General features: G+C 55.7%; 16 protein-coding genes. 2 read left to right on the top strand and 14 right to left on the bottom strand.

Annotated elements, in window-relative coordinates:
- Positions 1-174: 174 nt before the first annotated feature.
- From alr to JUE67_RS11875, 8 genes are all read right to left on the bottom strand, one after another.
- On the bottom strand, positions 175-1,308 hold the full coding sequence (gene alr, locus JUE67_RS11910; protein WP_203628547.1) for an alanine racemase: 1,134 nt from the start codon (positions 1,306-1,308) through the stop codon (positions 175-177).
- 2 nt (positions 1,309-1,310) lie between these two features.
- Positions 1,311-1,670, bottom strand: coding sequence for a holo-ACP synthase (acpS, locus tag JUE67_RS11905; protein ID WP_203628535.1), 360 nt, complete (start codon positions 1,668-1,670; stop codon positions 1,311-1,313).
- A gap of 170 nt (positions 1,671-1,840) precedes the next feature.
- Positions 1,841-3,376, bottom strand: coding sequence for a degradosome RNA helicase CshA (gene cshA / locus JUE67_RS11900; RefSeq protein WP_203628536.1), 1,536 nt, complete (start codon positions 3,374-3,376; stop codon positions 1,841-1,843).
- 669 nt (positions 3,377-4,045) lie between these two features.
- Positions 4,046-5,167: an alpha-L-fucosidase gene (locus tag JUE67_RS11895; RefSeq protein ID WP_203628537.1), complete on the bottom strand. Its 1,122-nt coding sequence runs from the start codon at positions 5,165-5,167 to the stop codon at positions 4,046-4,048.
- Between the two features lie 12 nt (positions 5,168-5,179).
- Positions 5,180-6,589 (bottom strand): MFS transporter, encoded by a 1,410-nt coding sequence (locus JUE67_RS11890; RefSeq protein ID WP_203628538.1) that lies wholly within the window; start codon positions 6,587-6,589, stop codon positions 5,180-5,182.
- 195 nt (positions 6,590-6,784) lie between these two features.
- On the bottom strand, positions 6,785-9,175 hold the full coding sequence (locus JUE67_RS11885) for a glycoside hydrolase family 3 C-terminal domain-containing protein (RefSeq protein ID WP_203628539.1): 2,391 nt from the start codon (positions 9,173-9,175) through the stop codon (positions 6,785-6,787).
- Between the two features lie 463 nt (positions 9,176-9,638).
- Positions 9,639-11,027, bottom strand: coding sequence for a UDP-N-acetylmuramoyl-tripeptide--D-alanyl-D-alanine ligase (locus JUE67_RS11880; protein ID WP_203628540.1), 1,389 nt, complete (start codon positions 11,025-11,027; stop codon positions 9,639-9,641).
- Between the two features lie 26 nt (positions 11,028-11,053).
- The gene (locus JUE67_RS11875; RefSeq protein ID WP_203628541.1) at positions 11,054-11,800 is read right to left on the bottom strand and encodes a hypothetical protein; all 747 of its coding nucleotides are present in this window, start codon (positions 11,798-11,800) and stop codon (positions 11,054-11,056) included.
- Between the two features lie 149 nt (positions 11,801-11,949).
- On the opposite strand from JUE67_RS11875, the gene JUE67_RS11870 reads away from it, so the two are divergent.
- The gene (locus JUE67_RS11870) at positions 11,950-12,633 is read left to right on the top strand and encodes an SMI1/KNR4 family protein (protein ID WP_203628542.1); all 684 of its coding nucleotides are present in this window, start codon (positions 11,950-11,952) and stop codon (positions 12,631-12,633) included.
- 3,575 nt (positions 12,634-16,208) lie between these two features.
- On the opposite strand, the gene JUE67_RS11865 is transcribed toward JUE67_RS11870, so the two are convergent.
- The gene (locus JUE67_RS11865; protein WP_203628543.1) at positions 16,209-16,868 is read right to left on the bottom strand and encodes a DUF2238 domain-containing protein; all 660 of its coding nucleotides are present in this window, start codon (positions 16,866-16,868) and stop codon (positions 16,209-16,211) included.
- A 139-nt stretch (positions 16,869-17,007) separates the two neighbouring features.
- On the opposite strand from JUE67_RS11865, the gene JUE67_RS11860 reads away from it, so the two are divergent.
- On the top strand, positions 17,008-17,406 hold the full coding sequence (locus JUE67_RS11860) for a hypothetical protein (RefSeq protein WP_203628544.1): 399 nt from the start codon (positions 17,008-17,010) through the stop codon (positions 17,404-17,406).
- A 428-nt stretch (positions 17,407-17,834) separates the two neighbouring features.
- Here the strand turns inward: JUE67_RS11860 and JUE67_RS11855 are convergent, their stop codons facing one another.
- The 5 genes from JUE67_RS11855 to JUE67_RS11835 form a co-directional block, all read right to left on the bottom strand.
- Positions 17,835-18,086, bottom strand: a complete 252-nt coding sequence (locus JUE67_RS11855) for a type B 50S ribosomal protein L31 (RefSeq protein WP_125697975.1) — start codon at positions 18,084-18,086, stop codon at positions 17,835-17,837.
- A gap of 91 nt (positions 18,087-18,177) precedes the next feature.
- Positions 18,178-19,440: a UDP-N-acetylglucosamine 1-carboxyvinyltransferase gene (gene murA, locus JUE67_RS11850; protein WP_125697977.1), complete on the bottom strand. Its 1,263-nt coding sequence runs from the start codon at positions 19,438-19,440 to the stop codon at positions 18,178-18,180.
- 587 nt (positions 19,441-20,027) lie between these two features.
- Positions 20,028-21,632, bottom strand: a complete 1,605-nt coding sequence (gene pyrG / locus JUE67_RS11845) for a CTP synthase (protein ID WP_203628545.1) — start codon at positions 21,630-21,632, stop codon at positions 20,028-20,030.
- Between the two features lie 322 nt (positions 21,633-21,954).
- Entirely contained in the window at positions 21,955-22,098 is a 144-nt protein-coding gene (locus tag JUE67_RS11840; RefSeq protein ID WP_203628546.1) for a hypothetical protein, read from the bottom strand.
- Positions 22,099-22,249: 151 nt separating this feature from the next.
- Positions 22,250-22,457: zinc ribbon domain-containing protein (locus tag JUE67_RS11835; RefSeq protein WP_203637171.1), on the bottom strand; the 208-nt coding region annotated here is incomplete at its 5' end.

Here is a 22,457-nt window from a genome sequence, read left to right as displayed (position 1 = left end):
GAGCGTGCCTGGGACACAGAAAAAGGGCAATTCATCACGTCCTTGAAAGAACGTGTTTCCTTGCCCTAATTCAAAAAACGATGCGCAAAAAGGAAAAACGCACCCGCAGTCGGACGCGTTTCCCCCCTCTTCTATCGTCTAACATAATGCCCACCTGACGCGCCGGCCAAGAGCTTACTCGATTGGCGCCACAGACTGCCTTGGCAGACGCGCCGCCAAACTGCAGGCGATCTCATAGTGAATCGTGTCCGAATAATCGGCGACATCCTGCAAGCTGATGCTTTGGTCGCCGCTTTGGCCCACCAAGACCACCGGCGTGCCGGCTGGATAAGCTTTTGGCATCCGCACCATGAACTGGTCCATGCAGACGCGCCCGACGATCTCGCAAAATTGCCCATCGATCAGCACGTGGAAGCCCTGCATGCGCCGCAGCCAGCCATCCGCATAGCCCATCGGCACCGTGCCGATAAACTCATCGCCACTGGCGCGATACGTGGCCCCATACGAGATCGCATCGCCTTGATGCACCTGCTTGCAAAACACGATCTGCGACACCAGACTCAGCGCCGGCTCCAGCGCATACGGCACCTCGGGAATCGCATGACCCGATGGATTGAGCCCATACATCGCAACGCCGAAGCGAATCATGTTGCCATTGCAAGCCGCATGCCACAGGCTAGTCGCGGAATTTGACACATGCACATAGCGCGGCCGCTTTGGCAACGCTGCCGTGAACGCATTGAACCGCCGCGCCTGCATCTCAAAATACGCCGTGTCCTTTTCATCCGCCGTGGAAAAATGGGTGAAAATGCCGGCCACATCAAAGCACTCAGGCTGCTTGCCGATCACGGCCAGCGCGTCCTGCATTTGTGCGATCGTCTGAAACCCGATTCGGCCCATGCCCGTATCGATCGCCAAATGAATGGCCAGCGGGGGCAATTTTTCACTCGTCAAAAGCGGCAAGGCTGCCTCGAGCCAGGCGGCACTGGCGACCGGCACACTAATGTGGTTGGCCGCGGCGACCGGCGCATATTGCGGCTCGATCAACCCCAACACCAGTATCGGTTGGGTAAAATGGGCCTGGCGCAACGCCAACGCTTCGTCTAATACGGCCACGCAAAAGCCGGTCGCGCCCGCCTTTTCCGCAACGCGCGCCACCCGCAGCAGGCCGTGTCCATACGCATCCGCCTTGACCACCGCAAACAGTTCCGTCCCCGCATCCAGCCGGGCCAGCGCATGCGCCACATTATGTAAGATCACCGTTTCGTTGACCAGCACCGTGCTGGGCCGCAGAGTTGCCGTTACCATACTCATTTGTCACTTGCCTCCAAGATCACTTCTGTCATCACCAGCGTTTGCGTGTGCGAGATCGACACCAGCGCCCGCCCGGTAAACGGATGCGCCGTCACAACAGGCTTGCCACTGGCATCGTCGAGCACCTCGACATCATGCAGCGCGACCTTACCCAGACCCGTGCCGAACGCCTTGGCATACGATTCCTTCACGGAAAATCGGCCTGCGAGCCACTCCGCCGCCCGCGCCGGCGCCATGTGCTCAAAAATCGCCAATTCGCGCGGCGTCAGGACCTTTTCTGCAAAATGTGGGTTGCGTGCCTGTGCATCTTGAATGCGCGCGATCTCTGTCAGATCGATACCAAGTCCTGCGATCAAAGCGGACCCTCCCTTTTTTTCCTGATGGTCTCATTATAAGCCGGCCCGCCGCGCTTGTCCGCTCAGAGCGCGTGAAACTTGGTCACGCCAAGATGAACCCCGTGCCTGCGCGTTTTTCCCCAGCAAAAAAAGCTCCCATCGCTGGCAGCTTTTTCCACAACACGCTTCAATTAATAACGCTTCTTGCGACCGTCGAAGCTGCGTTTTGCTTCTTGGCGATCCTTGCGCTTGGCATCCTGGCGACGGGCATTGTCATAGGGATGACTGCTGTTGCCGTGGCTGGTGCTGGCATTGCTGCGGCCGCCGCGGTAATCATTGCCGCGCCGATTGTCGCTGCGGCGATTGCCCTTGTAGCCCCCACGATAATTGGAGTGGCCACCGTGATGCGGCAACGGGCGCTCCGGCGTCAATTTGACCGGCACCGTGCTGGCATCATCCGGGGAAACAGCCTTCAGATACGCCGCGACCAATTGAACCGGCGTGTATTGTTCCAAAAGACTCTCAGCCATTGGTTCGTACTTGTCGCTGTCGTCATTTTCGACTTGCTCTTTGATGGTGGACAGGCCGGTGGAAACCTGGCCCATGAACGCCTCTTCTTCTGTCGGCGGCTTGAGCGGCATCATCCGCTTCTTGGTCAGATCCTCGATGGTGCGCAGGTAGTCGACCTCATTTGGGGTGACAAACGTGACCGCGACGCCGGATTTCCCGGCACGGCCCGTCCGCCCAACGCGGTGCACATAGCTATCCGGGTCTTGCGGAATATCGAAGTTGTACACATGCGTCACGCCGGAAATATCAAGCCCACGGGCCGCCACATCCGTCGCGACCAGAAAATCGAGCTCGCCAGACTTGAATTGCTTCAAAACGGACATACGCTTTTGCTGCGTCAGATCGCCGTGAATACCTTCCGCCTTGTAACCGCGGGCTTTGAGGCCCTTGGTCAGTTCATCGACCCGGCGCTTCGTCCGGCCGAAGATCAGCGCAAGTTCTGGGGATTGAACGTCAAACAGGCGCGTCATGATATCGAATTTTTCAAATTCCTTCGAGCGCACATAATACTGCTCAACGGTGTCGGCGGTCAATTCCTTGGACTTGATCTTGACCGTGACCGGTTCGTGCATGAAGTTCGTGGTCAGCCGCATGATCGGCGCCGGCATCGTTGCGGAAAACAGCAACGTCTGGCGGCCTTCTGGGGCGGTCTTCACGATACTTTCAATGTCTTCGATGAAGCCCATGTCGAGCATTTCGTCGGCTTCGTCCAGGACCAGGGTCTTGAGGTTGCCGAGCTTCAGGGTGTGACGGTTCAAATGATCGAGCAAACGGCCAGGGGTCCCGACCACGATCTGCGGATGATCCGCCAAACCTTTGATCTGACGGCGCATGTCAGCCCCGCCATAAACTGCCTGGACTTTGACGTTCTTGTCCTTGCCGAGGCGGTAAAATTCTTCCTGCGTCTGAACGGCCAGCTCGCGTGTTGGCGAAATGACCAGCGCCTGTACGTTGCGGTCTGCGAAGTCGATGTTTTGCATGATCGGCAAGGCAAACGCGGCAGTCTTACCGGTCCCGGTCTGCGCTTGGCCGATCACGTCCTTGCCCTGGAGCACCAGCGGAATGGTCTCTGCTTGAATCGGCGTTGCCTCTTCAAAACCGGCGCGGGTCACTGCTTTGAGCAGGTCATGATCGAGTCCGAGTTCTTTGAATTTCAAATAAGTTCCTCCTTGTTTTGCGATGCAGCGCGTGGCCAAACAGAGGAAGTCTCATCATCCGTTTCGCAGATCTCGCCGCATATCGACCACTTTTCTGAAAAGTGTCTGGAATATCTTACCACTGCTTGCACTAAAACACAAACCGCGCGACAGGTCATCAAGAAGATTGGAAATGCTTTGTAGACGCTCGGGTGGCGCCGGCCAGAAACTGGCTGGCGACCCTAGTAGAGCGGACAAGTGACTTTAAACCCGCAAAGTTCGCGGTCTTAAAGCTCACTTTCGGTGTAAGCGGCACAGCCGCTAACGCCGACGAGGGGGCTTGATTCGGGCGTTAGGCGTTTACGCCTTACGCCCGGACATGCGAAGCGAGCCGTTTCTGGCCGCAGCCCACCCTCATATCCAGTTTTCAATAGTTGGCTCAGTACGCTTTTCTGTGTTTTTTAGGTGCTCGGTTTCTTTTTAGATCGATGTTCGAAAGGATTGTATGCTGTTCTCCGTTTTGTGCGAACCCTCTGCCCTTCATGCCATTTTCACAATTGGGGGCCTGTGTCTTCTGATTTTCCGTTAAGCATTTCCTTTTCAGCAACTGATCGAGGTGTCTGAAGACTGCCCCCCTTTTCTCCACCAAAAAAGCGGCCCGCGAGCCGCTTTTTCGTTTTGTTTCTTCTATTATAATGGGCGACTGGCGAGGTCTGTCAGGACAGCTTGCTGTGGGTCCGGCAGTTTACCGTTTGCCATTGGGCCGACGTTTAAGAGGAGGCGGCCGCGGTCTTTGCGGCCTTGGGCGACGAGTTGCCGGACGTCATCGGCTGTGATGAAGTCCTCTGGGCGGGCAGCTTGGTTGTAGCCAAATGACAGGTCCATGCCGCGGGTCATTTCGTAATAATCTGGCGCGCCGGTCCAGGTGCTCGAATATTCCAGGGTCCGATAATCGTAGTACTGCGGTGGCGTGCTTTTGTTTGTTTTTTTCGCCCGGGCATTGACGATCGCACCACCCAGGTTGAACAGCGGGTAAAGCGGCTTGTGGCGCAGTGCGTTCGGGTAGCTGCCCCAGCGATCGTCGACCATGCCTTCCGGAACCGCCTTGTAGTAGTCGGCAAACAGCTGCGGGAGCCGCGGGTCGACGGGATAGCCGATGTCGCTCCACAAAATGTCTGGGTGATACCGGTCGATCAGCTCGTGCCACTGATCCCACACGTAATCGAGGTAACGCTGGCTCGTGTCATTCCCCAGCAAAAATGTCGCCGCGCTTTGGATACGGTCGTGCTTGAACGTCCAATCCAGCAGGCTGGAGTAATACACGCCAAACCGCATCCCCCGCGCACGGACCACCTTGGCCAATTCGCCCACAAAATCAAAGCCGAGATGGTAGTCGGGTTGGTGCGGATTGCGGACCGCGGTGTCATACATCACGAAGCCATCATGATGTTTGGTCACCACCACCACGTATTTCGCATGGGCCGCCGCAAACGCATCCGCCCATGCTTCCACGTCGACATTTTTCGCCGTGTCTTTGAAGGACTGGGCAAAATCGGCATACGGGGCGTTGCCATAATGTGCCCGATGATATTGCCCCGTTGGCCCATTTTCAAAAAGCATCGAGTTCGCGTACCACTCGGCGTAAGGCTGATATTCAAACTGCTTGCGCAGCGTCGGATGCTTGCCCGGGCCGGTGATCGGCGCCGGCGCATAGGCGGGCACGCTGTAGAGGCCCCAATGAATGAAGATGCCGAAATCGGCTTGCTCAAACCAGGTCGGCGCCTGGCCGCGATGACTATTGACGTCTGCCATACCCTTGTCCTCCTAATATTTCCGCGACAATTGCGCGCGCGCCTGATCCGCAGTGATGGTGCCGGCATTGGCCGACGCCATCAGCTGCACATCATGGTCGTTGAGGTGATAAAACAGCAGTGGAATCAGGGCCACAGCTGCGCCGATCGCCGGCAAGAGTTCCGCCACCAGCCACAGGCCATTCAGCGCCGTGGTGCTTTGCGTGATCGCCATTTTTTGCAGGTCGGCGAAACTGCTGGCCTGAATCGGTTGCCAGGCAAACAGGCCGAGGACAAATAACCCCAGTGGTTGGGCCAGCGAGATCAATTTTCCCGAAAACGACTGAATGGCAAATGCAATGCCGCGCGCGTCGATGCCGGATGAGAACTTGCCGTATTCCACCACATCAGGCGTGAAGGTCAGATTCAGCGTCAACACCACACCCTGCGGAATCGAGCGCAACGCGACCAGTGCGAGGTAGACCCACAGGCTGTGCGTGCCGCCCAGATAAACGAAAAATGTGGTGAGCGCCAAGGCCGCCGCGCTCCAGAAAAACAGGCGGAACTTGTCGACATGCTTGAGGATCATCCCCATCAACGGGGCCAAAAGCGCCATTGGAATCGCCATCGCGACCATGGTCAGCGTCGAGACCAGCGCCGAACCGAAGAAGTAATATGAGACGAAGAGGTCGACGGCCGAGTTGGTCCAAGTGATCCCTGCGATGATGTAATAGAGATAATAGCGCTGCAGGTATTTGTTCGAGCGCACGTATTGCCACATTTGGCGCAGGGTGTAACTCGCGCTTTGCGTCGTCGTGTGCACGCGCTCCTTGGCGACAAACGACACCGGCGACATCAGCAGAAACATCAAGATGGCCAGTACGATCGCCGCGGTGCCGAACGTGAAGCCGCCCGCCTCTGAAACCATGAACGTCGCCACCATGCTGGTCACAAAGGTCCCGACCAACGCGGCCATTCGGGCAATGGACAAAATACTGTTGCGCTCGGTGGTATCCGACGTCATCAAGGTGACCAAGTTGTAGATCGGCACATCGGAGATCGTGTAGACGGTGTCCCAAAGCACATAGCTGAGCGCAAACCACAGCAATTTTGCCTCAGGGGTCAAAAAGCCCGGAATGTTGAAAACAATGATGGTCATCACAGGCACCATCACCATCGCCACGCGCAGCCACGGAAGGCTTCGGCCCGACTTGAAGTGAATCTTGTCAAACAAAACGCCAAAGAATGTGTCGCTCATCGCGTCCCACAATTTGACCGCGACCATCGCAAACGCCACTTGGGCCAGCGCGATGCCGTTCATCAATAGATACGTCGTCAGCATCCCGGTCAAAAAACTGTTCGCCATGCCTTGCCCGGTGAAGTAGGACCAAAAACTGATGCGCTCGCCATTTCCAGTCTGGCGCGTCACTTGCTTTTCTTCCATGATGTTCCCCTCTTTCTCACGCTCACGAGACCGTTCCCCCTGGCCGACAAAAATGGTACTGCTTTTCAAAAAAGGTGCTTTCTCTCAAACACGGTGCTTGATGGCAAAAATAAGGTTGCTTTTCAAAACCGGACCTGGCGTTGAGGACGCTTCCCTGGCGAACCCAAGCCCGCCAGCTGCCCCACTTCTTCGCATCTAGTGATTCGCAAACCACACCAGCGCGCGGACCATCCACAATTTCAGACTGCCCCCGCTTTGCTGCGCGAGCCGAATCAGGGGCGTGTCCCAGACGATCGTCGCCAAAAACCGGCCTTCAGGCGACTCCGGGGTCACATGATCATTATTTTGCATACTGCCGATGATCACATTGCTCAGTTTCGTCACAAGCCAGGACTTTGGCGCCATTTCACGCGGCGTGCTCAGCGGCGTGAAAGTCCCTTTGGTCAGCGACGGCGGATCTGCCAGCGTCAGACCCGACAGCTCGGTGAACGCGGCGAGCGTTGGAATGCCCACCGGCTGTTGGTACCACTGCGGCGCCGTGATGCGAAAAGCCGGCGCCTCAACATGCAGCGGGCGCGTGGCTACGATGTCGCGACTGGAGGTCCCGACAAAGAGTTGCCAATCCCCGCCGGCCAAGGTAAACGACTGGGCCGCCTCGTGCCAGCGCTCAAACGCATGCCTTGGCACCGTCAATGTCACCTGCCGACTTTCGCCCGGATTCAGCCACACCTTGGCGAAGGCGGCCAAGGTTTTTTCTGGTGCGAGTTGCGCTTGATCCACCTGGCCCACATAGACTTGGACCACCTCGGCGCCGCGCACCGAACCGGTATTAGTGACCGTGACCGCCACTGTCGCATCGACGGCCACGCTGACTGACACGCTCCCGGCAACCGTCACCGAATCGGCGGCCAAAACAGTCGGCGTTTCGATCTCGCTGAGCGCAAACGTGGTGTAGCTCAGCCCAAAGCCAAACGGAAACGCCACCGGAATAGCTGCCTTATCATAGTAGCGATACCCGACATACAAGCTTTCCGCGTAAGGCACGCTCAGCGGCTGGCGGCCGTATAAGTCGCTGGACGGCACATCCGTGTAGCGAAGCGGCAAGGTCTCCGCGAGTTTGCCAGACGGGCTGACCGCCCCGAACAACAGCCGCGCCGCAGCCGCCCCGACCCGTTCGCCGCCTAAAAACAGATGCAAGATCGCCCGGACCTTGTCGGCAAATGGCAACTCGATCGCAGACCCCGCCACGAGCAGGACCACCACATTTTGGTTGACCGCTAAGAGCTGGTCGACCAGCGCCAATTGATTCGCCGGCAGGGCCATGTCACTGCGGTCATTGCCTTCCGCCTCGGCCGTCGCCGGCAGCCCCAGCGTCAAGATCACCGTGTCGTTTTTGCCAGCGGCCGCCACCGCATCGCGAACCAACTCGGCATTCACCGCGCCATCCAATTGATAGCCCGGCGCATAATCGACCGCGCGCCCCGCCGCCGTGAGCCCCTGCAAGATCGTGCTGGTCTCCGGCGTCGTGATGTGCGACGAGCCCGCGCCTTGAATCCGCGTCTGCGCCGCCAGCGCCCCGATCACCGTGACCCGGGTGCCGTCCCCAAGCGGCAACACCTCATCGTTTTTCAGCAGCACGGCGGACTGTTCTTCGATCTGTTGCGCAAGGTCCGCGTTTTCGCTCAGCAAGGTCTCCCTGTTCCCGGTGAAAATAGGGCGCTGCTTGTCGGCCACCGCCGCGATTTTTTCCGCCGCGCGGGTGAGACTGGCTTCAGGCAAGCGGCCCTGCTTCACCGCTCGGGCGGCCTGCTTGTCAAAAATGTGGCCGGAGCTTGGCATCTCCAGATCCGTCCCCGCGATCAGCGACGCCGTCTTGTCGTTCAGTGCGCCCCAGTCCGACACGATCATCCCGTCAAAGCCCCACTGCTTGCGCAACACCTCGCCGAGCAGATAGTCGTGATCGCTCATGTACACCCCGTTGACCAAGTTGTACGCGATCATCACCGTTTCCGGCTGGGCGGACGTCACCGCGAGACGAAACGCCTCCAGGTAAAGCTCGTGCAGCGCGGTCGCATCGATCAGCGAATCCGAGCGTAGCCGGGCGGTCTCCTGACTATTCCCCGCAAAATGCTTCAGCGACGCCCCCGTCCCGGTGCTTTGGAGGCCGCGGATCCAGGCACTGGCCAACGTCCCGGCCAACAGCGGATCCTCGGAAAAATACTCAAAGCTCCGCCCGCCCAGTGGGTTGCGTTTGATATTGATGCCTGGGCCCAGCACCACATCGACCTTCATACTGCGGGCCTCTTCCCCGATGGCCGTCCCCATTTTGGCCAGCAGGTCCGGGTCCCAGGAACTGGCGCTGTCACTGGCCGTTGGAAAAGCCGTCGCGGCCACCGCCTCATTGATGCCCAAATGATCCGCCGCGGTCGCCTGATACCGCAAGCCGTGCGGGCCATCGCTCATCCGAATGCTGGGAATGCCGCCTAGCGCCTCGGTTGCCCAAAAATCCCGGCCGGACGTCAGCTTGATCGCTTCCTCATCCGTCAAAGTGGTCGTCCCCGTTGCGCGTTTGATCGTGATCGTCATCGTTGTCCCTCCTCACTTACTTGCGATAAGCATATCACGGAAACGCTCTCATATGTGGTTTTCTGTCTTCCGCCCCACTGCACTAAGTAAAGCGGTTCATCATTGCGTCATATCCTGACACAGAACCCGCCTTTCCTACGCCGAAATGCTGAAAAAAAGGCGGCAAGCGCCGTCTACGAGAAGTATTTATTCAAAAAATCGAGGCAAAACTTTTTTCGATTTTGCCACGTCCATACCGTCCAAAATGCCCTTTCGCAGCCATGTCCTGCAGTAGATGACCGCGATCTAAGTTGGGCTCCGCGCGGCAGGTCTGAAGCGTCTAGGCCGAACTAGTCGCGTATGGCCAAGTACGCCATTCGCATCTAGGCAGAACTAGCTGCTCAGACCTGAACGCCGCGCGCTGCACCCTGAATCAAAAAAACGGCAGGCCCTTTTGCCCACCGTTTTGCGAATTCGTATTGTGTTACGCGTGACTTCCCTCGACCAGCGCCTTCACCACATTTTCCAAGTGCAGGCCGTGGCTCGCCTTGAGCAGCACCATATCCTGATAGGAAATATCCTGCTGCAAGGCGTCGATCAGATCTGCCTGGTGCGGGGTGGCAAAATAATGGACGCGGTCGGCCGGCATCTTCGCCGCCAGGGCCGCCTGCAGACTCGTGATCTGCGTGCCATACAGATAGACCTCGGCGATCTTCGCCGGATCGATCGCCTCTGCGACACTAGCATGCAGATCGCCGGCAAGATCCCCGAGCTCCAGCATATCGCCCAGCACCACAATGCGCCGGCCGGTCGTCGGAAATTCTGCGAAATCAGTAATGACCGCCTTCATCGCCGTCGGGTTCGCATTGTAAACATCCGACAAGATCGACTCGCCGGCATCCCCCGTCAGCCACTCCGTCCGGTTCTTCGTCACCTGAAAATGCGCCAGCGCCCGCTGAATCGTCTCCGGCTTCACATGGAAGCGCCGCCCGACCAGAATCGCCGCCAGCGCATTTGTCACATTATATTCGCCCATGATCGGAATGGTGAACTTCAGATCCGGCCACCGCGACAGGGAAAAATCGGTGTGGTCTTCAAAGCTCTCAATGTCCCGCGCAAACAGCGAATTTTCCGGGCCCAGGCCAAACGTCTTTTGCCCCTGGTCCACATTTTTCGCCCGCTCGGTCAACAGCGGCTCGTCGCCATTGTAAATAAAGAGCCCATCTTCCTTGAGGCCATCCGTGATCTCCAGTTTCGCATCGGCGATCTTGTCGCGCGTCTTGAAAAATTCGATGTGGGCCTCCCCGATCATCGTGATCACCGCGACATCCGGCTCCGCCAACGTGCTCATCGCGTGCAACTGGCCGGGCCGATCCATCCCCATTTCGACCACTAACACCTCGGTATTGGTGTCCATGCCCAAAATAGTGACCGGCACGCCGATCTCATTGTTAAAATTCTCCGGCGTTTTCACCACATGATACTGCGTCGCAAGCACTGCGGCGGTCATGTCCTTCGTCGTGGTCTTGCCATTACTGCCGGTGATCGCAACGACCTTGGGATTGACCTTCATTAATAGGTAATATTGCGCCAATTGTTGCAACGCAGTCAGCGGCGACGGCACCACCAGCTGCGGCAAAGCCGTTTCGATCGGCTCGTGATCCGTTGCCACAAACGTTGCCGCTGCGCCCTTGGCCTTGGCCGCGCCGATGAACTCATGCCCGTCGCGCTCGCCGGCGAGCGGCACGAACAGGTCCCCCGGTTTCAACTGGCGCGTGTCAAACGCCACCCCGGTGATGGTCGGGCTATCCGCGTCCGAATACGGGCACTGCGCCCCAACGACCCGCGCGATCTCGGCTAACTTCATTTTCATTACTGAAACTCCCCATTTCTCTGCGGTCACTGCTCATGCAGCGCCAATTGCCAAGTCCCCGCCTCACGATCCAACACCAAGTCGCCGCGCTGGGTGACCCCGGCTGGATCTGGCAGGCGATCCGGAACGAACCGATCCGCCAACGCCAAAAGTGGAATCGTGACCGATCCTTGACTAAAGATCCCCCGTGAAAAGTCAAATAAGATGCCATCTTCCAGCAATGGATACAGCTGGCCGACCACTTCCGGCGTAAGCGGCGGAAAATGCTGCTGACGCAGGCGAAGCCAAAACGGCTGGTCGTTGGCCGCCAGCCGCAGATGCCGAACCACGGCACTCGCCAACGTTGATGAAAATTGGGCCAGCTGGCGAAAATACAACGTGACCATGCCATTCCGAAGTGGCAGATGCACCATATTATTTTGCAGTTTATAATAAAACGGCGGTTGGATATGCGTTTTGGCATGGCCGAGATAAAGTAGCTCGGCGATCTCAGTCGGCGTCAGTTCCCGCAAGTACGACCCATGCTTGTAATCCAGCCAGTTGCGGGTGCGCGCCTCTTTGCCACGCAAAAAGGTGGTGACCGCTTCTTCGCCACTCAATTCGTTAAAGCCCGTGTGTGGGTCGATGAATTCATCTTCGTCGATCGGCGGCAATAACAACAGGTGACGCAGCGGCGCCGGATGTGCCTCTAATATGTCGGCGGCCCCGATGCCTGCGGTCAAAAACATGTGGGCCAGTGGTTCATAATGAACATAGATCAGTGAATCACGCAATTTTTTCCGGTCCTTTCGCCTTTCTACCCGATATTATACAACGTTTAATGAATTCCCGCGACGCAACCTGCTATGATATAAGTAAGTAAGAATACAGAACGCAGATCATCGCCGCCCAGCACGCACGCGGTGAAAAGGAGGTGCGCGTCATGCATCCATGGCCCACTCAGATCACAAAACCGGTCTTGCCAACCATTCCCCAGCTCGAGCAGATTCCAGCCAGTTATTACCGGTTGGTCCACCGCGGCATTTTTGCCGATCGCTATTTTCTGCCAACTGCCGAGCCGACCAGCGAGGCCCCAGACGGTGTCTCGCTTCACGCCTTGGCGACAGTGGGGCCGCGGCTGACCGCGCCACTGCCAGATCATCTGGTGCCCTTTGCCCAAGATGGCGCGCGTTATTTTGTTTTTGACCTGAACGCAGGCGCGGCCGTTCGCTACATTGACACCGAGGTCGACCAATGGCTGACGATCGCCCCGACCTTTGACGATTTTTGGACCCAGCTCCAGCACCGCAAACCAATTTTTGCGGAAGGCATGTCCAAGCAGGCCTTCACCCATTTTGCTGTGATCGCCGCCCCAAGTGACGTCGAGCCGGCGCTGGAATACGCCCGGGAATTTTTGCCGCTGAAGGATTGCCTCGAATGGCTCCTGTTTTTTGCCCAGCAGGCCGACGAAGCTAAACAAGCGACGGCACTAGACGAATACGCCTTTCTCCGCCGTCTCCAGCGTGAGCACTTGTCCCGCGACCTAGTCCAGCCGCTCGACGACGCCTTCTCCGACAGCGCCGTGGCCGCCGATTTCTTCAAACATCAAGTGAGCAACTGGTACTAAGCACATGTGGGCGGTCTTGCGGGGCCGCCTTTTTTGTGACTTTGAGACGTGGCGCGAACTTGGACGGATGTGAGCCGAAGCGGTTGCCCGACCCGGGGACGTGCAGCGAAAATAATGTGATGGCGTCACACAAGATTCGCTGACGGCCAATACGAATCTAGAAGCGATGGCGCGCTTTCCGCAAGTTTGCGTTCTCTGAGGTCGCATCTCCTTGGAGTGTGCGGACCACGGGACCGCGGATATTGTCTTGCTGGACTAAAAGTGACATATTTGCGGACCATGAGTCCGGAAGCTCTGATACTGTCGCAATCTCGCGATCTTTGAGATTACCCATTTGCTTCTTCTAAGTTAGATTCTCGATATTTCCGATCTCAGAGACTGCGGCCCCCAGGATTCTATCTGGACAGTCCTCATATCAGTGTCACCCCCTCACATTATTTTCCATCAGACACTTGGAGCGGGCGGACCACGGGACCGCGGATGTGACTTCCATGGACAAAATGTTGCAAATTTACAGACCATGAATCCGGAAAAGCTAGCACGGTCAACGTTTGCAATCTCTGAGACTGCCAATTTGCTTCAGCTGGGGCAGATCTTCGATATTTCCAATCTCAGAGATCGCGGCTCCCAGGATTTCATCTGGGGGAACTCTATATCAGTGTCACGCCATCACACTTCTTTCCATCAGGCATTTGGAGCAGACGGACCACGGGACCGCGGAGATTGCGTTTCTGGACTAAAAGTGACATATTTGCGGACCATGAGTCCGGAAGTTCTGATACTGTCGCAATCTCGCGATCTCTGAGATTACCCATTTGCTTCTTCTAAGGTAGATTCTCGATATTTCCGATCTCAGAGACTGCGTCCCCCAGGATTCTATCTGGGGGAACTCTATATCAGTGTCACGCCATCACACTTCTTTCCATCAGGCATTTGGAGCAGACGGACCACGGGACCGCGGGTGTTGCGTTTCTGGACTAAAAGTGACGTATTTGCGGACCATGAGTCCGGAAGTTCTGATACTGTCGCAATCTCGCGATCTCTGAGACTGCTAATTTGCTTCATCTGGGGCAGATCTTCGATATTTCCGATCTCAGAGATCGCGGCTCCCCAGCATTCCATCTGGACGCCCCTCATATCAGTGTCACCCCATCACATTATTTTCCAGCAGCCACTTGGGGCGTGCGAACCACGGGACCGTGGATGTTGCATTTCTGGAATAAAAAGAACAAATTCGCGGTCCCGTGGTCCGGAAGACCTGATGCTTTCACAATCTCACGATCTCTGAGACTGCTATTTTGATTCTTATGGGCAAGACCTTCGATATTTCCGATCTCTGAGATCGCGGCCACCATGATTCCATCTGGGATACGCTCACAACAGTGTGACCCCATCACATTACTTTCCGTCAGACACTTGGGGGGCGTGCGGACCAAGTGCTCGGGCTATCTGACACTGTCGCAATCCCGCGATCTCTGAGATTGCCAATTTGCTTCTTCTAAAGCAGATTCTCGATATTTCCGATCTCAGAGACCGCGCCCCCTGGAATTCAATACAGGGAACCCTCATATCAGTGTCACACCATCACATTTCTTTCCATCAGGCACTTGGGGCGTGCGGACCACGGGACCGTGGATGCTGCATTTCTGGACAAAAAGGAACAAATTCGCGGTCCCGTGGTCCGGAAGCTCTGATGCAGTCACAAACTCGTGATCTCTGAGAATGCCAATTTTCTCAGTCTGGGGCAGATCTTCGACATTTTCGATCTCGGAGATTGCGAAAGTAACGTTCAGAGATAGACAGACTCAGAGCACTCACCGTTAAGCGTCCCCTACCCCAGATATCTGACGGAAAATAATGTGATGGCATCACACCAATTGTTGTTCGGACCAGCGAGCGCCGTGATATCGAATCCATTTCCCGAAATCAGAGACCCACAAGCATATCAGTATTTACTTGAGCACAACTCCCTCACGCGCATTCTACGACATTTTCGCGACCAATCTACCGAATTTAATTCGAAATCGACCTTCTAGCGCGAATCTCAGGGTCTTGCCCGGTCGCCAGAAACCGCGTTAGATCAACGTTTCTTCGAATCTCAACGATGTCACTTGAGACTGGGACAAATTTCCTGTGATAAGAATGCCGTTAATTCAACGTTTTGAAAGTCGAGGCTTGGTCTCTGAACACGATACGCTATTTGCCCCTCCGAAAAGACGACGCTTTTTGGTAATAAGAGCAGTGGGACGCGATCAAAAGTAATGTGACCGGGTCACACCAGTTCGCGTCCCGTTCTTAGGTTGGTAAATAATGTGACGGCATCACACCAATATTTTCGGCCTCACCTGGGCGTGCCCGTCCTCTGCAACTAGGCAGAAATGATATCATGCAACGGCAATCGACGTACCGGGGTTATACAAATATCTACAAGTTTCCTCGAAATATTGTGATCCGCATACCCGGGGTACGGACACTTTCGACCGAGTCGGCACCGCTGGACCCCGAGTCCGCAAACTTGTCTCGATTGGCCTGAACAATCAACATTCGCGGTCCCCGGGTCCGCGAATCTTGTCGTTCTCTCGGGCCCCACTATCAAATAATGTGACGGGGTCACACCAATCTGCGCCAGACACAACGGGCGTCTCAGATTTTTGTGTTCCCTACGAATGGAAATATCGAGAAGCCGGTGGCCAAAATAAGCATCGGCGTACCCGGGGTATGCGCATATCGAAAAAAATCCCTCGGAAAATAGCGATTCGTATACCCGGGGTACGCACACATGCAATCGGGTCGGCACCGCCGGACCCCGAGTCCGCAAATTGATCCAAATCGGCATAAAAATCCCACATTTGCGGTCCACGGGTCCGTGAATCTTGTCGTTCCCTCGGGCCGCCCTCTCAAATAATGTGACGGGGTCACACCAATCTACACCCTGCGCCCAGATCGCCTCCTCTTGTGCGTTCTCCAGGAATGAAACTATCCAGCAATGGCGGCGTACCACGCCAATTGCCGTACCCGGGGCATGCGACTCTCGAAAAAGTCCCTAAAAAATGAAATCCGCATACCCGGGGTACGTGCGATATAAATTAGGTGCGGCGTCCGAACTCTGAAACCGAAAATTTGTCTCGATTGGCAAGAAAAGTCGATCGTGCGGTCTCAGGGTCTGCAATCGATTCTGGCGTCCGGACGCCGCAATATGAGTTCCAGCGACAGGTGTCTGTCACCGCTATCACCCAAGACGAAGCGTCACTCAAAATGACCACTGCGCTTCCACCCCCAAAAGTGGCAAAAAAGAGCCGCCTCAATTTAGTCCTGAGGTCACGATAAAACCGCGTCATATCAACGCTTTTACGGCACAGCTAGACTGATAACGACCCGTGATGCCAGACCCAACATACAAACCGCGCCAGACCAGCGTTTTGGCCAAACCACCCCGACCGGAGATTCGCTCTGAGTTGCACGGCCATGGTCAGTTGGCCATTATTCACTCGAACGCAACCGTTAAATCGCGTTTGGCCGAAGCATTGCTGGAATCCGCGTCACCACGCCGTTTTAGCCGCAAAAAAAGCCGGCCATTACGCCGACTTTTCAAACATGAATGTGTCCAGCCAAGCTGGATCTTTTTTCACCCCGAAGTAGCACAACAGGCCCAGCAAGAGCGAGCCGCCGAAATCCGCGAACAGATCGCCCATGGTGTCCATCAGTGCGAGCCGCCCGAGCAACGGATGGGTGCCGCTCATCGTGCGCTGCATGTTCAGCCCAAGCAGGCCGTCGCCCGTGAATTCGTAAAACTCCCACAGCACGCCGACCATGGTGCCAAACGCCACCGCGAACAGCGCGAGCAGAAGCGGGCGCGTCCGCCGCAATTGGTCGCGGCCGAGCAGCGCGCCGAAGATCGCAAGCCCAAGCCCCGCCAACATCGACGCGGAAAAGAGATGCAGGAATTTATCCCAATAAGGAATATTGTAAAACTGCATTCCCGTGCCCAATAAGACCGCGGTCAAAATGAAGAAATAGAAGATCGTCACCAGCAGTTCCGGGAAGCGAAAATGGAAAGTGCGTTCCAAGAACCCTGGCGCTAAGGTGGCGAGGATTCCGAACGCCACTTGCCCCAGCAGCATCGCCTGCCCCGGATATGGCGCGCGCCCCATCGCAAGTAGCGCCCCGCAGATGATCAGATAGGCGGCGGCCCCGCCAAGATTGGCCCACCACAGTATCCGTTTTATAAATGTCATGATCAGGACTCCTTTTCTTATAGTCTAGCGGGCTGGCCAAACCGTCGCAAGCCTTGCGCTCCCCTTTTCACCGCAGACCAGTTATGATTAAGATGTATCAATCAGCTGATGTTAATTTATTAACGAAGGAGGTCGCAACATGCCACTCACATTTTTACCAGAAGAAACGGTGCAAGCGCAGAGCCGGCGCATCGCCGATGAGGTGCGCGCGGCGCTGGGCATGAGCCGCAGCCAAAACGACTACATCGGGGAGGCGGCACTGCCCGGCGTCCCTGCAATTCAGATCAGCCTCGCCCAGGCCACCGACCCTGACCGTTTCATTCGCTTTTACGATGATACGCAGGCAAGCAGTGTGCCGACTTCCGGCGTGGTCGTCATTCACAACGACATCATCGCGCTTGGCCTCAACGATGGCATCAAGGACACATACCTGATGCTGGTGCGCGATGGCAAATTATTGCGTAATCTGAAATTGGAGCAGGCGATCTACTCGGGCCCCGAATTTGTGGACCTGGTCGCCAATGTCCTACCAAACTGAATGCATACGCGCACCCGGCCGCCTCGCTGCGGCTGTTTTTGTGGGCAAAAAAAAAACCACCATCGCTGGTGGAAAAGTTTGGGGGAACTTTTTTGGGAGTGTAAGTTAATGTGTAAGCTTAAGGCAATTTGATTACTGCCTTAACATGACTTCATTATAACAACGAACGTTTTTTGCCTATGCCAATATTTATAAAAATCGTTCCCAATAGTTGGAAAAGTGAGCCGTTCGTGTGCAGATATGCATCAAGCCGCAAAGCCTACCCGAAAAAGAATTGGCAGCGCCAACATTATCTGACGAACCGGGCAATTTTTCGAATCAACCACGCCCCGCTCTAAAACTCGATGGTCACCGCCAAAAACGTCGCAGCGCCGCATCCCACAAAAAAACGACCCGCTTTGCGCGAGCCGCCATTTTTGTCAAACTGATTACTTCTTGTCGAAACCGTACTTTTTGTTAAAGCGATCAACACGGCCGTCAGCCTTGCTGAACTTCTGCTTGCCGGTGTAGAACGGATGGGAGTCGGAAGAAATTTCGACACGGACGAGTGGGTACTCGTTGCCGTCTTCCCATTCAACGGTTTCAGAGGAAGTCTTCGTAGAACCGGAGATGAACTTGTAGCCGGTCGCCGAATCCATGAAAACAACTGGATGATAATCTGGATGGATGCCTTGTTTCATAATGAATTTTCTCCTTTTGCCCTAAGTCATTGCCTGACCTAGAGATCGTTTATAGACAACTTCAAAATTTTACCACGCGGCTTGATGAAAATCAATCATCGAGCAATTCCACCTCGGCGCCAAGACCGCGCAGCTTCATGATCACACGGTCGTACCCGCGCAAAATATTTTCCACCTTGGTGATCACCGTTTCGCCATCAGCCATCAGCCCGGCGATCATCAAGCTTGCGCCGCCGCGAATCTCCTCGGCGGTGACTTCGGTGCCCTGCAGATGCGCCGCGTGATGCAAAATGATCACATCATTTTCCACGGTGATGTCTGCGCCCATCCGTTCTAACTCCGGAATGTGGCGGACGCGCTTCGGGTAGATCGTGTCGACGATGATGCCCTCGCCTTCCGCCTTCAACAAAAGCGGTGTGATCGGCTGCTGGAGGTCGGTCGCAAAACCGGGATATGGCATCGTTTTGATCTGCACCATTTTGAGATCGCCCGCGGGATACACGAAAATGCTGTCCTCACCGACATCCATCACGACGCCCATTTCCTCGAGCTTGGCCAAAAAGGCGTCCAAATGCTCCGAAATAATGTTCTTGACCTGGACGCCGTCGCCGATCGCCGCGGCCATCGCCAAATAAGTCCCCGCCTCGATGCGATCGGGAATGATGGTGTGGGCATTGTGCGCGGCCAGCTCCGGCACGCCTTCGATGCGAATCACATCGGTGCCGGCGCCGCGGACCTGCGCGCCCATGTTATTGAGGTACGTGGCGAGGTCGATGATCTCCGGCTCCTTCGCCGCGTTTTCGATCACCGTGCGGCCGGTGGCAGTGACCGCCGCCAAGATCACGTTGATGGTCGCGCCGACTGAGACCATGTCGAGGAAAATACGCGCGCCATGCAGCCCCTCTTTTGGCGCAACGATCTTGATCGCGCCGTGCTCCTTGGTCACCGTGGCGCCGAGCGCCTCAAAGCCTTTGATATGTTGGTCGATCGGGCGCGGGCCAATATCGTCGCCGCCGGGCAGTCCAACGACCGCCTCGCCGAAGCGGCCCAGCAGCGCCCCCATGAAATAATAGGACGCGCGCAGGCTCTTGATCTTACCGTTTGGCAGCGGCACATTTTGAATATGGGTGGGGTCGATGTGCAGCACACAGTCATTAAAATCGGATGCGACATTCATCTCACTGAGAATGTCCATCAGGTTGTAAACATCTTGGATGAGCGGTACGGATTCGAGCGTGACCGGGGTCCGCGACAAAATTGCCGCCGGAATGAGCGCCACTGTGCTATTCTTGGCGCCTCCGATCACGACCGTACCGGAGAGTTTCTTCCCTCCGTGGATCAGCATTTTTTTCATATTGATGTAGTCCTCAAAATTGATCGCGATAACGAGAAACAGACAGGCTGAAGCTGACCTGGAAAAAGGTGGTGATGCGCAAAAAAAGCGCGGCTTCACGAAAAGTTGATACGCGTTCACTGGTATGTAGGTGCGGCATAGTGCCGCTCGAGTTAGTCAGGTGCCAGGTCGCATGGTGGCGACATCTGCCTGGCTCATGCACTTGAGGCAAAATAAGCCTCAGGCACCAAAGCCAGGTAGCTGCCCCACCATCCCACAAGCCGTTACACCCTATAGTCACTCATCGTTTAATGATAATGAACTGTGCGTAAAAACACAAGCGTCATTGACCGTTGAGACCGCTTATTCGTTAGAAAATAGAAAAATTTCACAATTATTGACCCGGCTCGCATCGCAAAATAACCCGCTTCGCCCACATCAGGCAGCAAAAACACGTAGCCGTCGTTAAACGAGTCAAGCGGATAGGCCTCACCGGTAAACTAAATCGGCGACGTATTTTTCAACAACGCAGACCCGCTCAAAAATCACGCGATTCCGTCAAAAAAAGGCGCAGGCCAATTTTCTGCCCACGCCGTATTTTGCAATGCTTAATCTGAGAAGTCACCGGCCGCCTTGATGAAGGCCTTGAACAGACCTTCTGGCTTGTTCGGACGGGACTGGAATTCTGGGTGATACTGAGCGCCGACGAAGAACTTCTTCTCTGGCAACTCCACGATCTCCATCAGGCGGTCATCCGGGGAAACACCGGAGAAGACCATGCCTTCTGCTTCCATCGCTTTGCGGTACTTCGTGTTGAATTCGTAGCGATGACGGTGACGCTTCTGCACTTCAGCCACGTCATCGTAAGCCGCTGCGGCCACCGAACCCGGCTTCAAAACACATGGATAAAGACCAAGACGCAGGGTGCCGCCAAGGTTCTTGACGCCGGCCTGATCCGCCATCAGATCGATGACTGGATCTGGCGTGTCCGGATGGCTTTCGGTCGAGCCGGCATCCTTGAGGTTCAGGACGTTGCGGGCAAATTCGACAGACGCCATTTGCATCCCCAAGCAGATGCCCAGGAACGGCACATCATTTTCACGGGCGTATTTGATCGCCGCAATCTTCCCTTCAAGGCCACGATCGCCAAAACCGCCTGGCACCAGGATGCCATCTGCGTCGCCCAGCAACGCCTCGGCGTTTTCGTCGTTCACATCCTCGGCCAACAAGGTGTTGATCTCAACTTTGCTGTTCCAGAAGTAACCGGCCGACTTCAAGGCTTCGGCAACGGAAATGTACGCATCCTTCAGTTCGACATACTTACCGACCAGGGCGATCTTGACCGTGCCCTGAAGGTGTTCGATACGCTCGACCAGGTTTGCAAAGGCACTCATATCCGCTTTTGGCACATCGAGGCCAAAGTGTTCAACGACGCGCTCGTCCATGCCCTGCGCCTGCATTGCCAGCGGCACCGAGTACAAGATCTTGGCGTCGCGGGACTCGATGATCTCGTTTTCGTCAACGTCGGTGAACAGCGCGATCTTCTTTTTCATCTCTTCGGTGACCGGTGCTTCGGTCCGCAAGATGAGCATGTTCGGCTGGATGCCGATGTTACGCAATTCCTTGACCGAATGCTGGGTCGGCTTGGTCTTCATCTCGCCAGCCGCATGGAGATACGGCACCAGCGTTGCATGAATGTAGTAAACGTTGTCAGCCCCGACATCATTTTTCATCTGGCGAATGGCTTCAAGGAATGGCTGGGATTCGATATCACCGACCGTCCCGCCGATCTCCGTGATGATCATATCGGAATCAGTCTTGGTCGCGGCGCGCATGATCTTCTCCTTGATCATGTTGGTGATGTGCGGGATCACCTGGACCGTCGCGCCAAGATATTCGCCGCGGCGCTCGCGATCCAGCACTTCCTTATAGATCTTCCCAGTCGTGACATTGCTGTACTTGTTCAGGTTGATGTCGATGAAGCGTTCGTAATGGCCAAGATCAAGGTCCGTTTCCGCCCCGTCGTCGGTAACGAAAACTTCCCCGTGCTGGTATGGGTTCATGGTGCCTGGGTCCACGTTGATGTAAGGATCGAATTTCTGAATCGTCACCTTCAAGCCGCGTTCCTTAAGCAGACGACCGAGACTAGCCGCGACGATCCCTTTGCCAAGAGATGAAACGACCCCGCCTGTAACAAAGATATACTTGGTCATATGAAAACTCCTTTGTGAATTTGTAGGGCTGGGAAAAAACAAAAAACAAGCCCCCCATTCAATCGAACAGGGAGCTTGCACGCGATCGGCTTTACAAAATAGTAAAGCGCCCAAGCAGTATAATAACGAAAATCCCCCAAGTCGTCAAGTGCAACATGGCGGCCTTGGTAAACCGCTTTCCGCCGCGGTGTGGCGCGCCTGAATCCCGTTCGAGCCGGCCCAACGTCGCTGATCTGGGGAAAAAGTTTTTGCGTTTGCCCGGTCGATTCTGCGTTGTCGAGCGATCCGGACGCATTTTTTCACAAAGCGAAACCGCCGGCTGTCACTTGTCTTCCGCCTGACTGATCGTTTGAATATACGCCTCGATCGACATCGCCTCAGTGACCCGACCTGCCCACAGATCGGCAAGTGATCGATCGAGCGGGGTCGTTTTGGCCAGTGCGGCCTCTTCCCGATTCGCAGTCATCCCAATTCCTCCCTTTTTTAGTGAACTACTCGGCCATAAATGACCGAGCTTCTGGGAACACCGCTGACTTACACTTCCAGCATTGAGCTTTTTGTGCAGAGGTTACGGCTATTGACCAAGGCGTGTCCCGCGCCACAAACCCTATCAGGTTTTAGACTGTTTGTTGCTCAGCCGCCAAGATATTCTTAGCGGCGTTAATATCACGATCATGGCGCGTGCCACACTGTGGACAGGTCCATTCGCGCACGTCTAGCGCGTGTTTTCCGTCGTCGTACCCGCAATTTGAACAGCGTTGCGAGGTTTTGTATGGCGATACCACCACAACCTGTTTACCATACCAGGCCGCCTTGTACTCAAGC

The sequence above is a fragment of the Lacticaseibacillus mingshuiensis genome (genome assembly GCF_016861785.1).
Classification (GTDB): domain Bacteria; phylum Bacillota; class Bacilli; order Lactobacillales; family Lactobacillaceae; genus Lacticaseibacillus; species Lacticaseibacillus mingshuiensis.
The sequence above is the reverse complement of the archived record's forward strand: the minus strand, read 5'-3'. Positions and strand labels throughout refer to the sequence as shown.

What these genes read in the sequence shown, in the direction of transcription:
- alr (WP_203628547.1), bottom strand. Translation starts at nt 1,308, where the DNA reads ATGGTAACGGCAACTCTGCGGCCCAGCACGGTGCTGGTCAACGAAACG.
- JUE67_RS11895 (WP_203628537.1), bottom strand. Translation starts at nt 5,167, where the DNA reads ATGGCAGACGTCAATAGTCATCGCGGCCAGGCGCCGACCTGGTTTGAG.
- JUE67_RS11890 (WP_203628538.1), bottom strand. Translation starts at nt 6,589, where the DNA reads ATGGAAGAAAAGCAAGTGACGCGCCAGACTGGAAATGGCGAGCGCATC.
- JUE67_RS11885 (WP_203628539.1), bottom strand. Translation starts at nt 9,175, where the DNA reads ATGACGATCACGATCAAACGCGCAACGGGGACGACCACTTTGACGGAT.
- JUE67_RS11880 (WP_203628540.1), bottom strand. Translation starts at nt 11,027, where the DNA reads ATGAAAATGAAGTTAGCCGAGATCGCGCGGGTCGTTGGGGCGCAGTGC.
- JUE67_RS11870 (WP_203628542.1), top strand. Translation starts at nt 11,950, where the DNA reads ATGCATCCATGGCCCACTCAGATCACAAAACCGGTCTTGCCAACCATT.
- JUE67_RS11865 (WP_203628543.1), bottom strand. Translation starts at nt 16,868, where the DNA reads ATGACATTTATAAAACGGATACTGTGGTGGGCCAATCTTGGCGGGGCC.
- JUE67_RS11860 (WP_203628544.1), top strand. Translation starts at nt 17,008, where the DNA reads ATGCCACTCACATTTTTACCAGAAGAAACGGTGCAAGCGCAGAGCCGG.
- JUE67_RS11855 (WP_125697975.1), bottom strand. Translation starts at nt 18,086, where the DNA reads ATGAAACAAGGCATCCATCCAGATTATCATCCAGTTGTTTTCATGGAT.
- murA (WP_125697977.1), bottom strand. Translation starts at nt 19,440, where the DNA reads ATGAAAAAAATGCTGATCCACGGAGGGAAGAAACTCTCCGGTACGGTC.
- pyrG (WP_203628545.1), bottom strand. Translation starts at nt 21,632, where the DNA reads ATGACCAAGTATATCTTTGTTACAGGCGGGGTCGTTTCATCTCTTGGC.
- JUE67_RS11840 (WP_203628546.1), bottom strand. Translation starts at nt 22,098, where the DNA reads ATGACTGCGAATCGGGAAGAGGCCGCACTGGCCAAAACGACCCCGCTC.